The 12,791-nt window shown below is 38.3% G+C and carries 9 protein-coding genes; 4 read left to right on the top strand and 5 right to left on the bottom strand.

Annotated elements, in window-relative coordinates; translation table 11 throughout:
• The first annotated feature begins 109 nt into the window (after nucleotides 1–109).
• Nucleotides 110–2,893 (top strand): leucine--tRNA ligase, encoded by a 2,784-nt coding sequence (leuS, locus tag B3139_RS01135; protein WP_293879402.1) that lies wholly within the window; start codon nucleotides 110–112, stop codon nucleotides 2,891–2,893.
• A 54-nt stretch (nucleotides 2,894–2,947) separates the two neighbouring features.
• On the opposite strand, the gene B3139_RS01130 is transcribed toward leuS, so the two are convergent.
• Complete coding sequence (locus B3139_RS01130) at nucleotides 2,948–3,229, bottom strand: GNAT family N-acetyltransferase (RefSeq protein ID WP_209574557.1); 282 nt, start codon at nucleotides 3,227–3,229, stop codon at nucleotides 2,948–2,950.
• A 294-nt stretch (nucleotides 3,230–3,523) separates the two neighbouring features.
• On the opposite strand from B3139_RS01130, the gene B3139_RS01125 reads away from it, so the two are divergent.
• Nucleotides 3,524–3,949 carry a cold-shock protein gene (locus B3139_RS01125; protein WP_209574556.1) on the top strand — a complete coding sequence of 142 codons (426 nt, stop codon included), beginning with the start codon at nucleotides 3,524–3,526 and terminating at the stop codon, nucleotides 3,947–3,949.
• A 189-nt stretch (nucleotides 3,950–4,138) separates the two neighbouring features.
• On the opposite strand, the gene B3139_RS01120 is transcribed toward B3139_RS01125, so the two are convergent.
• Nucleotides 4,139–4,645, bottom strand: a complete 507-nt coding sequence (locus B3139_RS01120) for a GNAT family N-acetyltransferase (RefSeq protein WP_293879397.1) — start codon at nucleotides 4,643–4,645, stop codon at nucleotides 4,139–4,141.
• 119 nt (nucleotides 4,646–4,764) lie between these two features.
• Here B3139_RS01120 and B3139_RS01115 point away from each other — a divergent pair, with 119 nt between their 5' ends.
• Entirely contained in the window at nucleotides 4,765–5,244 is a 480-nt protein-coding gene (locus B3139_RS01115) for an SRPBCC family protein (protein ID WP_293879395.1), read from the top strand.
• A gap of 130 nt (nucleotides 5,245–5,374) precedes the next feature.
• Here B3139_RS01115 and B3139_RS01110 read toward each other — a convergent pair whose 3' ends face one another.
• From B3139_RS01110 to B3139_RS01100, 3 genes are all read right to left on the bottom strand, one after another.
• Nucleotides 5,375–5,995 carry a hypothetical protein gene (locus B3139_RS01110; RefSeq protein WP_293879393.1) on the bottom strand — a complete coding sequence of 207 codons (621 nt, stop codon included), beginning with the start codon at nucleotides 5,993–5,995 and terminating at the stop codon, nucleotides 5,375–5,377.
• A gap of 1,830 nt (nucleotides 5,996–7,825) precedes the next feature.
• Nucleotides 7,826–8,026, bottom strand: a complete 201-nt coding sequence (locus tag B3139_RS01105) for a globin domain-containing protein (RefSeq protein WP_293879391.1) — start codon at nucleotides 8,024–8,026, stop codon at nucleotides 7,826–7,828.
• A 224-nt stretch (nucleotides 8,027–8,250) separates the two neighbouring features.
• Nucleotides 8,251–9,090 carry a DUF4846 domain-containing protein gene (locus B3139_RS01100; protein ID WP_293879389.1) on the bottom strand — a complete coding sequence of 280 codons (840 nt, stop codon included), beginning with the start codon at nucleotides 9,088–9,090 and terminating at the stop codon, nucleotides 8,251–8,253.
• Between the two features lie 158 nt (nucleotides 9,091–9,248).
• Between B3139_RS01100 and B3139_RS01095 the strand changes: the two genes are divergently transcribed.
• Nucleotides 9,249–12,671, top strand: coding sequence for a glycosyltransferase (locus tag B3139_RS01095; RefSeq protein WP_293879387.1), 3,423 nt, complete (start codon nucleotides 9,249–9,251; stop codon nucleotides 12,669–12,671).
• Nucleotides 12,672–12,791 lie beyond the last annotated feature (120 nt).

Below are 12,791 nucleotides of genomic sequence, written 5' to 3'. Positions count from 1 at the left end.
TTAATTAACTTTTCAATACTATAATTTATTGTTCAAACTACAAAACTTTTATCACATTTCAGTATTAAATCGTAATTTCGCCAGTCATAAAAATTCCTTAAGAATAAAAATGGAGTATAATCACAAATCATTAGAGAAAAAGTGGCAAAAATTTTGGGCGGATCATCAAACGTACAAAACGTCTGATACGCAACAAAAGCCAAAATACTATGTATTGGATATGTTTCCTTATCCTTCCGGAGCGGGGTTGCACGTTGGTCATCCGCTGGGCTATATTGCTTCGGATATCTTTTCAAGATATAAACGTTTAAAAGGTTTTAATGTATTGCATCCAATGGGCTATGATTCTTTTGGTCTTCCTGCGGAGCAATATGCGATTCAAACTGGCCAGCATCCTGCCGTAACGACCGAAGTCAATATCAACCGTTATCGGGAACAGATGGATAACATTGGATTCTCTTATGATTGGAGCCGCGAAGTACGTACTTCAGATCCTTCCTATTACAAATGGACGCAGTGGATTTTTATGAGATTGTTTGATTCTTGGTATAATAAAGAATCAGATAAAGCCGAACCGATCGAAACGTTGATTGCAAGGTTTGCTAAAAATGGCTCTGCTGCTATTGCAGCAGTTGCTGATGAAGACGTTTTGGAATTTAGCGCTGAAGATTGGAAATCTTTTGATGAAGAAAGACAACAACGTGAATTGCTGAAGTACCGGATTGCTTATTTACGTGAAAGTACAGTAAATTGGTGTGCTGCGCTGGGCACAGTATTAGCGAATGACGAGGTAATCAATGGGGTTTCTGAGCGTGGAGGATTTCCCGTCGAGCAAAAGAAGATGATGCAATGGTCTATGCGTATTACGGCTTATGCCGATCGCCTACTAAGAGGATTGGATACGGTTGATTGGCCAGAACCTTTGGTAGAAATGCAACGTAACTGGATCGGAAAATCGGTGGGTGCTTCCGTGAAATTCCCCGTACCACAATTAGATACGGTCATCGAAGTTTTTACGACGCGTGTAGATACAATTTTTGGTGTTTCATTTGTCGTTTTAGCTCCAGAGCACGAATTGGTACCAGCATTGACTACCCCTCAGCAACAATCGGAAGTAAATACCTATATCGAGAAAACTTCCAAAAAATCTGAATTGGATCGTATGGCTGATACGAAAACAGTTTCAGGAGCTTTTACAGGTTCGTATGCCAAGCACCCACTTTCGGGACAAGATGTACAGATTTGGATCGCAGATTATGTATTAGCTGGTTATGGAACGGGTGCTGTTATGGCTGTACCTAGTGGCGATCAAAGGGATTATGTATTCGCTAAACACTTCGACCTTCCTATTATTCCTATTTCAGATACCCAAAATATTGAAGAAGAAGCTGATCCTAATAAGGATGGAAGATATATTAATTCCGATTTTATCAATGGTATGACTTACCAAGAAGCTGTACCTGCTTTAATTGCGAAGTTGGAGGCGACTAAATTGGGTAAGGCGAAAATAAACTTCCGTATGCGCGATGCCATTTTTGGACGTCAGCGCTATTGGGGCGAACCCGTGCCTGTATACTTTAAAAATGGATTACCTTATTTAATTAAAGAGGAAGAATTGCCCCTATTATTGCCCGAAGTTGATAAATATTTGCCAACGGAATCAGGTGAACCCCCTTTAGCAAGAGCAAAAGGTTGGAAATATGAAGATGAATATGAGTATGAATTGAGTACAATGCCCGGATGGGCAGGCTCTTCGTGGTATTGGTTTAGATATATGGATCCGAAAAACGACGGTGACTTTGTGTCAAAAGAAGCGGTAGACTATTGGAAAGCCGTAGATTTATATATCGGTGGTTCGGAGCATGCTACCGGGCACCTGCTGTATTCGCGCTTTTGGAATAAATTCTTAAAAGATTTGGGCTACCAGAACGAAGAAGAGCCATTCCGTAAATTGATTAATCAAGGAATGATTCAGGGGCGGTCCAATTTTGTATATCGTGTGCTAGATGAGGACGGGAGAGGTACAAATCAATTTGTGTCTTACGGGTTGAGAGATGAATATAAAACGATACCGTTACATGTTGACGTAAATATTGTCCAAAATGATGTGTTGGATTTGGAAAAATTCAAAAACTTCAGACCTGATTTTTCAAATGCTGAATTTGTATTGGAGAATGGTAAATATATCTGCGGTAGCGAAGTGGAAAAAATGTCGAAGTCCAAATTCAATGTAGTCAATCCAGATGATATTATCGAATCATATGGAGCGGACACACTGCGTCTGTACGAAATGTTTTTGGGGCCTTTGGAGCAAGCTAAGCCTTGGAATACTAACGGTATAGAGGGCGTTTATAAGTTTTTACGTAAAGTGTGGCGTCTGTTTCATGACGCCGAGGGCAATTTCAATGTTTCCGACGAAGAGCCTTCTAAAGCAGAATTTAAAGCCTTACATAAAATTATTAAAAAGGTAGAAGATGATATTGAGCGTTTTTCTTTCAATACTTCGGTTTCAGCTTTCATGATCTGCGTGAATGACTTAACAGATTTAAAATGCAATAAGCGACAGATACTGGAACAGTTAATTATCACGCTCCAACCGTATGCACCGCATATTACGGAAGAGCTGTGGACGCTATTAGGAAATGAAGCTGGCACACTTTCTTCCGCTTCTTACCCTATATTTAGACCAGAATATTTAGTCGAATCAGAATTTGCGTATCCGGTATCCTTCAATGGAAAGATGAAATTCAATCTATCGTTAGCACTCGATCTAGATCAAAAGGCGATCGAAGATATCATCAGAGCACATGCCGATGTACAACGTCATTTAGATGGCAAAGCCATAAAAAAGATTATTTTTGTTAAAGGGAAAATAATCAATATTGTGGTCTAAACAGATTCACTTCCTAACAAAAAGCCGTTTTATCCTTTCGATAAAACGGCTTTTTTATGCTAATACATCTTGAAACGCTATTGTCTTTTCAAAGATAGCTTTCGCATATGGGCAATTGGGAACAATTTTCGCATCGTTCTTTCGTGCGTAGTCAACTGCCTCCAGCACTAATTTTTTGCCTACACTCATTCCTCTATACTCTTCGTACACTTCGGTGTGGTCGATCGAAAATTCATGATCATTTTGCCACGTGTATTCTAAAATTCCGGCTTCACTATTTTCAACCTCCGCAACGAAATTGCCTCTGTCGTCTGTCTCGATGTTTCTTATTTCCATAATTTTTTTTAAAAAATAACGTCTTAAAGGGCGTTTTGTTTTACGTAATTTTTAATTTTTTGCTCACTGTTATGTTTGTCTGATTCGCACTACTTTCCCATTTTTCCTTGATTAAAGCGACGCACTTGGTATCGAGGATCAGCAAAGCGAATACGGATAGTCAATATATATTTTTTTAAAGAATTTTTCGTATATTTGCAATTATCTCCTTAGAACACATCGCATTTTTATCTTTTCAACGAAGCTCTAAAGGTCCGAAACCTCCTCGGGAACATTTACTTTAATCCATATTGAATGAGCAAAAGCCAAATCACATTTAACAAAAAAGAACGAGAAAAAAAGAAATTACTCAAGAAACAGCAAAAAAATGAGAAGAAGGAATTCAATAAAACAAACAATGACAAGGGAAAATCTTTGGAAGAATTGTTTGCTTATGTTGATGAACACGGGAATATCTCAGACAGGCCTGCAATAAAATTGAAAGAAGGTGAGAGTCCAAGTATGGTCTCCAATCATCATGATGAGTATTCCTTTGGAAAAGTTGTCCACTATAACAACGATTCCAACTATGGATTCATCAGAGACAACGAAACTCAGCAATCTGTTTATTTCAACGACCGCCTGGTCGGGCAGAAATTAAATTTGAATCAAAAAGTGAAGTTTAAATTTAAGAGTGCTAAGCAAGGCGCGCAAGTGACTGAAGTCTTGATCGAATACTAGCAAGAAGAAAAAACACTGGAAATTTCAGGTGTTTATGATAGTAAGGCCCTTTGTTTGATGTCAAAGTTGTTGAAGTCAAACAAAGGTTTTTTTTTTGCATGTTTAAATACTGTGCGTAGGAAACAGATCAATCCTCTTAATATGATTTATGGCACGGTTATATGACTTACTTTTTGCGCAGCTTTCATGTTACGGATTAGTTTTCCATTCAGATTTCCTAATCTGCATATTGAGGCTTTTCCAGGTTTCACCCTCAATTGATACTTCCGAACTAATATTTTCGTTGATTCGAAAACCTACTCCTTCGTAGCATCGAATCGCATTGGAATTCCATTCATAGACATTCAGATCAGCAGTGTCATAGTTACCCTCTATAAATAGTAGTCTAAGGAGTGCATTTACAGTGCTTTTGCCATAGCCTCTATTCCGTTCGGAGCTTTTTGCAATTAAAATACGGCAAAGTCTTGGGGTATTCCGCTCGAAGTTTAATTCACAATGACCAATAATTTCTTTAGTTGCTGTATCAGCTATTTTAAAGATTTGTCGCTTTGGATCTGTAATGTATTTTTCAAGTTGCTGGTCGGTAAGCGGAAAAGAAAAATAAGGCCCTGCAAGCTGCAATAGTTCCCTTGCTGATCCAATCCACGATTTAAATAGTGGGAAATCTGACTTTTCGAAGTGAAGGAGTGTTACCATAATTGTTGTTTTTTGTAGCCATTCGGATAGCGCAGATCCAATTTAGACAATTTTGGCAACCGATTCCAAAAATAACCCCTAATTTTACGAAATTGATATATAATTTATTACCAGACATTATGCCGCAGCTTATTTTAAATACCATGATAGACGCTCCTTTATCTGTCGTTTTCGACTTGTCACGTAGTATTGATCTGCATAAGTATTCTGCAAAGAAAACTGGAGAGGAGGCAATCGGAGGGGTGACGACTGGCTTGATGGAGATGGGACAGCAGGTTCGGTGGCGTGCAAGACATCTCGGGGTCAGACAAACCTTAACTGTGCGAATAACTGCTATGGAAAGGCCTTGTTTTTTTGAAGATAAAATGATCCACGGGATCTTTTGTTTCATGGAGCATCAGCATTTCTTCGAAGAAGTTGAACATGGAAAAATAATTATGCGCGATATTTTTAATTTCGAGGCACCGTTTGGGGTTTTGGGAAGACTTGCAGAATGTCTTTTTTTAACACGTTATATGCGACGCTTTCTTGAGGAGCGCAATCAGGTAATCAAAGAAGTTGCTGAATCAGGTCGTTATATAGCCTATATTCCAGACTAGCTTTTTTACTAGTGGGCGAAAGATTGATCGCCTTCGGTTAGCGCATTTTGCTATTGGTCTAAAATTTTATCGAAGGTAGCGTTGACCTTTCCTGTTGTTTTCCCGAAACAATTCCTGAGCTTTCCTGTATTTAATCATTCCGTGCAACGACAACCAGATTTGGATTTTTCTCACGAAGTTGCTCTTGTAAGAAGTCAAATGCCCCTTTTTGATTCATTGTAACTTGGTGGATTTTGTTGAATTCATTGTAGAAATAGACGCGATAGCTATTAGGGCCCCGGTAATTGCGTATGATTTTCGTTTCAATGCGATGGATCTGATTAATTTCGATACGTTTATTTCCGATCAGCGGGAAGAACAGCAGCTCATTTTTAAAAAAAACATAAGGCGCTATCGCTGAAAAGATTCGGTTCATTCGTTTGGTGTATTGCTCGTAGATAGCAAGGTCATCGATGTTTAGGTGTTGTAATGCCCGAATAAATTTTTGGTTCTTCCTATAAACTACCCAGCTTAAAAGTCCAAATACAAAACCTAAATAAATGAAAAGAAACGATAGGGTAGGGAGTGATTTATAGAAAAATGTAAGCCGATCTTCACTGCCTAACCAACGCTGAAAAAAGGCGGACAGGAAAAAGCCGTAGCAAAGTGCGAACATGGTGAGGAAAATTCCGACGATTACATTGCGGGTCTTTCTGACCTTTTTAAGCTCTGTTATTAAGAAAAATTTCAATGCTGAAGATTCGTTGCTCATGAAGTTTTGAAAAATTTAAATATAGTAAAAGGGTTTGTGTTCTTCCGTGAAAGTTGAATTTTAGCAATTTAAAAACTGGTTTTATATGATGTTTAGCTTTATATTTTGTTATTTATTTAATTGTATTATATCCTTTTATGTTTAAATTAATTCTCCTTTCTGTTGTTTTCTTTTTGTTAGACTTATTATTTACTGATGTGAAGCATCTTATTTTTAAATTTTTCTCCTTGTGGCAGTAATCACGCGATTAAGTTATTTTTAGCGCGCGTGTGCTCTCTTTTTTATAAACGACATGTAGGTCTTGCTATGTGAAGGAAAGTGTTTTAAATCGACTAAAAATACCTTTATAGGCTATATCTTAGAGCAGTATTGGTTTCGCTGCTTGTAGTTGAATCGACTATGCACTAAATATGCAAGATTTCTATTACTTAAATCTTGTTTCCTTTAAGGCACCATTTAGAGGCTTTGTAGCTATTTTCTAACCCTTCTATACAAGAGTTACCTTAATTCCTATTTAATGAGTTAGATCGCGTCAAATACCTGCTAAATTGAAAGTTGATACATTACCATGATCCATTCGGCCTATGTCGATTTACTTCAATGCAGTGTGGACAAGTCTAGAGAGGCATGGGGTAGGCGATCGCTCCAAACCGATGCTATTTAATACGGTGAAAAGGGTGGATAAAATTTTATCCACCCTTTTCACCGTATTAAATAAGCCTTTAAAGTCATTTTTATTGCTAATTTTTTTGTTTATTTAAAGTCTTCAAAGTATTGTTTTTCAGATTTTAATAATTATTATATGTAGTATTTGTATGGCCATGTGCTATATTGTGCAAAATCGCCCTTATAGTCAGTAAATAGTCTTCTTTTTTTAACATTTAATCCAAAGGAAAGATGAAAGAAGGGATACTCATAGCATTATAAGCTCTTAGAAAATGTAATCATTTTCCTCGTTTATAGTACTTTTAACTATCATGTGTGTTATTCTCAATCGGTTATATTAGGACAGTAATTCATTGTCCTACCGATTTCGATATCATGACTGTTACTTATGCTGTACGGAATTTATCGGTATATAAAACTATCGTATCGATTGAAGTTGGGTGCTGTAGATACGATTTTTCTTATCTATTTTTTTTATATATAGGCGTTATTTTCAGTGTTATTATGTGGTTTATGTATATGGATGGTTGGTGTTTAAAATAAGGACATTTGGACATGACAATTAATCTGCGAACATGTTTGCAATCTTAATCTTTAGCCTGATTATTAAGTTTTATTCGGATGGATATGCATTTTAGTCAATAGAATTTTTCCGTTAATAAGCTCATCATTGAATTGGCCAACGGTCGTTTTTTGAAGCATTTCCGAAAGGTTATTGCGTATGGTCTTGAACTCGTGGTGTAGGGGGCAAGGATACTGTTCGGAACAAAATTCAAGCCCCCTAGAAAAGCTTCGGGAGAATGAATGTTTTCAGCTATTTCTTTTATGCCCACACGCTTATTCTCTTGCGAGCTTTGAGCGATAAAAAAAACTGCCCGTATTCCATATTCACAAGTTTTAGAAAAAATGCCCATAATCTTCTTGCTTTTTTTGCAAATGTACAAAATCAAAAATAGCCATGCGCTAATGATTAAAAATTAGAGATGACTATTTAAGGGACGGTGCACAGCTGTTAATTTAGTTGCAAAGATGCCGGGCCAAATTCCTCGAAATGTATGTTGTTAATATCAACACCTTGAGTGGTTAAATATTGAACGTGTTTTTTAATAAAGCCAGCTGGGCCACAAAGGTAATAGTTTGCTTTCTGTGGAAGATGAGCGGCGTCTATCTTAGCCAGATCGACCCAGCGTTAGCCAACGCCGTCTGTTGTCTCGCATTTTTTTGATTTCCCATATTGAAAATATGTCTAAGTTCAGGATTATGCGTGAACATACGTTTGTAGAAATGACTGGTAAGTGCTACACCATGTTCTTTTAAAACAGGAACAGTGCTCTTTACTAATTCTTTTTGTTCTTCAGTAATCATGATAAAATATTTAAATAGCTTTTTATCTTTTATTTTTTATTAAAAAAATAAAAGCGAACCTCGTTTATGAGGGATTTTGAAAACCTTGATATGATTCATTTGCAAATGACTATCGGCACAAAAATATAAATTTAATAATAAAAGATAAAAATATCTTTTATTTCATTTTGAATGTTGAGCTAGCAACCAGTCAAAGAGTTTAGTTCGATTCGGATCGCTTTAGGCTATTCCCATGTTTTTAGGTTTTTCGGATAAAATGTCCATTCAGGAGTTTTTATCACGTCTTGATCTATATCATACCAGGGACTGAGTTTGCTATTGTTCCAATTGTTTAAAATTTGTATATCTTGAGCTGGCATGTAGCTTTGGGCGAGCAGCACAATTGTTTTCCCACTATTATCCTTGGCCAGATCAACAACAATAACTGCATGGCCAATAGGCGATCCTTTTTGAATGAAAGTGTCTCCAATTTTAACTTCTTGGGTAGTGTTTACATGATGAAGTTCGTCGTGTAGCGAAGCGGTATTAGCGTAGGCGAAGATGTACTCCAAGTACTTCCAATAGGTTAGGTAGGAGTAGTCTCCCTTTGCGTAGTTTGTATAGGCTCGGGGTTTGCCATCAGAGAGAAAGTTGAATTTTATATCCTTATAGCGCTTTTGTCCGTATAAATAATCCGCCCTGAGCCGCATGACTGCATCGGCACACTGATGTAAATCTCGTTTTCCTATGTCCAGTTTTACAACACTATTGTAGATATTTTGTCTACGTTTAATCTTTCCATTGTAATAATGTACCTCTTGATCGATAGGGTAAAGTGGAAGATTTTCAAGAAAATTCCCAAATGCATCAGCTTTGTATTGCAACCTTTTGAATCCTTCTGGTAATAAAAAGCGTGATTTGACCGTCATTCCATTGGGGTCAATAAATTGGTTTCCGTCAGTCCGTATAGTTTCCTTGGATGCTGAATCGATAGCTTGTGTTTTCGATGCAGTGATATTGGGCTGTCCACAACCAAGAAAAACCTGACAAGAGAACAAGGGAATGAGTATAGCTAGTGGCCTCATATTTCTACGTAGTGTATTGCAATCTAGCGAATATACTTAATTTTAAGCGGAAATGGAGGGAGGAGTGGAGCTTTAAAATTAAGAAATTTTTAAGCTATTGATTGGCCCTTTGGATCATTTTCTGACGTAGCTTAGCCGAAGTTAATAAGAATACGGTTATGTCAGAAAAACAGATTTTTCAGACGTCAAGCAAAAAGCGCTGGTACGCTTTTTCATGGATGAGCAGGGTATTAGTAATTGGTTTGATCATTGGTGTTATCGGTGTCGTTTATACATTGGGTAAGATCCAGATTCCTCCGTTTCCAACAATTAATACCAACACGCCGTTGACTGAAAAGTCTACTGCCAGATTAAAGAAATCAAAGCAATTCAAGGAATTTACCATTCTAAAATCCGAATTGGAGAAGATCAAACACGATCGTGATCTCAAGCATCTAAAACATATTGGCTCAAAAAGTAGGATCAATATGGGATTTTACGTCAGTTCCTGGTCAAACGAAGTCCGTGAGCAGTCCCTATCTGATTTACGGCGCAACATCGGTCATTTGGATATGGTCGCCATGGAGTCATTTTTTACAGTACCCAATCAGGATACGGTGGTAGATAAAGCGGATACTGCCGCGCTTAAGGTTATTCATCAGTATAAGCGTAAAGCTATCGCACAGATTTCAAATTTCAGTGGTAACGATTTTGATGGGAAGACTGTAAAGGCTATTTTGCGTAATCCGGATAAACAACAACGTCTTATAGACGACATCCTTCTTAAAGTGAAGCGCAATGGTTTTGCAGGAATAAATATCGACTTTGAGAATTTACAGTTGGATGACCACCAGCCATTAAATGATTTTATGGCACACATTTATACCGTGTTTCATACCGAGGGGCTGCTTGTGTCGCAGGATATTTCGCCCGAAAATGATGATTACGACCCGATTGCCTTGCAGAAATATAATGATTACATTATCTTAATGGCCTATGATCAGCATTCTATTGAAAGTAATGCAGGCGCTATCTCCCATCAGGCATGGGTCGAAAAAAATCTCGATGAGCTCTGCAGTAAGGTCGATGCGGACAAGGTAATTTTGGCGTTGGCATGTTATGGCTATGATTGGCCTAAAGGTAGTGTTGGACAGACATTGACTTATGATAATGCAGTCATTTTGGCGCATAATTACAATGCCAAGATTGCTTTTGATCCCGAATCGGCAAATCTAAGTTTTAATTATACCGACGGAGGAGGAATGTACCACGATGTTTACTTCACAGACGCAGCAACTTATTTTAATCTTATCCGTAAAGCTGATGACTGGGGATTAGCCGGTATTGCTCTTTGGCGTTTGGGTAGTGAAGATGCCCGATTATGGTCTTTTATTTCAAGATCATTAAGTCAAGAAAGCTTAAAGAAAGATCCATTTGACTTTGGAAAGATACAACACATCCTTGTTGGAGGAATTCAATATATTGGCGATGGGGAGATTTTGGATTTGGTGAATAGTCCCGCCCCCGGGGAAGCAAATTTCACTTATGACCCGTCGACGCTGATGGTAAAAGACCAGAAGTATGTAAAGACGCCAAGCAACTATGTGATCAAACGCTTTGGAGAAAGAGACAATACGGTGGTTCTTACATTTGATGATGGTCCAGATCCAACATATACACCGCAAGTATTGGATATTTTAAAAAAGGAACATGTACCTGGTGCTTTTTTCCTTGTTGGCGTGATGGCTGAGAAAAATATGGATTTGGTTCGTAGGGAATATCAGGAAGGACATGAAATTGGGAATCATACCTTTTTTCATCCTGATATGTCCACCATCGGGCCTAATAGGGTCAAGTTTGAACTAAATGCAACCCGAAAAATCATTGAATGCATAACCGGTCACAGTACAATACTTTTTCGCGCACCTTTTAATGCAGATGCCGAACCACAGACCGTTGCCGAAATTCTACCGGTAGCTCAGAGCAGGAAGGAAAACTACATCAATATTGGAGAATATATCGATCCGAACGACTGGTTGCCCGGCCGTACCGCAGATGAGATCTATAATGAAGTGGTCAAACAGCGCGATAACGGAAACATTATCCTATTGCACGATGCCGGAGGCAATCGAGAAGCGACTATTGCAGCCTTGCCACGGATTATTCATTATTTCAAATCTCATGGTTATAAATTTGCAACGATTGGAGATTTAATGGGCAAAAAGCGTGATGAACTGATGCCTCCAGTAAAAAATGCGTCTGATTCAGGTTTCAGCGGATCTTCCAACCGTTTGTTTTTAGGAACCTTGTTTTATGGTAACATTTTTCTTAATCTGGTCTTTTCCATTGCCATTGTGTTGGCAATTTTTAGAACAGTAATGATTGCTTATTTGGCAATCCGACAAAAGCGAAGGAGTAAAAAGGAACGATCCCAATTGATAGTTGATCCTCAGGAGAAGGTGAGCGTTATTATTCCTGCCTATAATGAAGAAATAACCGTACTGGCTACTATACAAAGTCTTTTGAATTTGGATTATCCAGATTATGAATTGGTTTTTGTGGATGACGGGTCGAACGACAAAACGTTTGAGCTGGTTAGTAAGGTGTATGGCGACCACCCTAAAGTGCGGCTGTTTACAAAACAAAATGGGGGCAAAGCTTCTGCGCTTAACTATGGTATCCAACAATCCCAAGCGCAGTTTGTACTCTGCATCGATGCCGATACGCAACTAAAGACAGATGCATTAAAACAATTGATGAAGTATTTCAATAAGGACCAGGTTGCAGCTGTTGCCGGAAGTGTGAAGGTCGGTAATGTACATAATATTTTGACACATTGGCAATCGATCGAGTACATCACGTCACAGAATATGGATCGACGAGCCTTTGATCTGCTCAATATGATATCGGTAGTGCCCGGAGCAATTGGCGCCTTTCGTAAATCCGCTGTTTTGGAGGTGGGTGGATTTACAACCGACACCCTGGCGGAAGATTGTGATTTAACCATGCGTATATTAAAAGCCGGTTATATCGTTCGTAATGCATCAGAAGCAATCGCGTATACTGAAGCGCCAGATACGGTTGGCATGCTCTTTAAGCAAAGATTCCGCTGGAGTTTTGGTGTATTGCAAAGTTTTTGGAAGAATAAGCAGACCTTATTAAATCCTAGATACGGCTATTTTGGTATGGTTGGAATGCCCAATATTCTGATCTTTCAGATCATACTTCCGCTATTTGCGCCTTTGGCCGACATATTTATGTTGTTCTCCTTGGTGAGCGGTCTTTTCTCCCTAAGCGAGGTAAATGGTATCAGCTGGACAGGAATTGCAGGACTGTTTTCATTGCATACGGGGTTTGGTCAGGTGATGTTCTATTACTTCCTTTTTGTTGTCGTCGATATTTTTTTTGCGGCTATTGCGTTTAAGTTGGAAGGAGAAAAGCTCGTCAATTTAATTTATTTGTTTCCACAACGTTTTTTCTGGCGCCAACTGATGTACTTCGTTTTATTTAAGTCGGTCAGAAAAGCCATTAAAGGAGAATTAAATACATGGGGTACCTTGAAACGAACCGGAGGAGTGAAGCAGGTCACAGCAAGTGAATAGAAAGCACTCATTGACAACGAAAGCATTGGATCGGCATGACATACTGCATGAGCATCACTATCCTTTGCCAAAAAGTATACTGATATTTTTATTTGATCTTAGGATTAGTTACTTTCAATA

Origin of the sequence: Sphingobacterium sp. UBA1498, from assembly GCF_002325125.1 — a bacterium.
GTDB lineage: Bacteria > Bacteroidota > Bacteroidia > Sphingobacteriales > Sphingobacteriaceae > Sphingobacterium.
The sequence above is the reverse complement of the archived record's forward strand: the minus strand, read 5'-3'. Positions and strand labels throughout refer to the sequence as shown.

Bases quoted from the DNA above. Each gene is read 5' to 3' on its own strand.
- leuS (WP_293879402.1), top strand. From the start codon at position 110: ATGGAGTATAATCACAAATCATTAGAGAAAAAGTGGCAAAAATTTTGG.
- B3139_RS01130 (WP_209574557.1), bottom strand. From the start codon at position 3,229: ATGGAAATAAGAAACATCGAGACAGACGACAGAGGCAATTTCGTTGCG.
- B3139_RS01125 (WP_209574556.1), top strand. From the start codon at position 3,524: ATGAGCAAAAGCCAAATCACATTTAACAAAAAAGAACGAGAAAAAAAG.
- B3139_RS01120 (WP_293879397.1), bottom strand. From the start codon at position 4,645: ATGGTAACACTCCTTCACTTCGAAAAGTCAGATTTCCCACTATTTAAA.
- B3139_RS01115 (WP_293879395.1), top strand. From the start codon at position 4,765: ATGCCGCAGCTTATTTTAAATACCATGATAGACGCTCCTTTATCTGTC.
- B3139_RS01110 (WP_293879393.1), bottom strand. From the start codon at position 5,995: ATGAGCAACGAATCTTCAGCATTGAAATTTTTCTTAATAACAGAGCTT.
- B3139_RS01105 (WP_293879391.1), bottom strand. From the start codon at position 8,026: ATGATTACTGAAGAACAAAAAGAATTAGTAAAGAGCACTGTTCCTGTT.
- B3139_RS01100 (WP_293879389.1), bottom strand. From the start codon at position 9,090: ATGAGGCCACTAGCTATACTCATTCCCTTGTTCTCTTGTCAGGTTTTT.
- B3139_RS01095 (WP_293879387.1), top strand. From the start codon at position 9,249: ATGTCAGAAAAACAGATTTTTCAGACGTCAAGCAAAAAGCGCTGGTAC.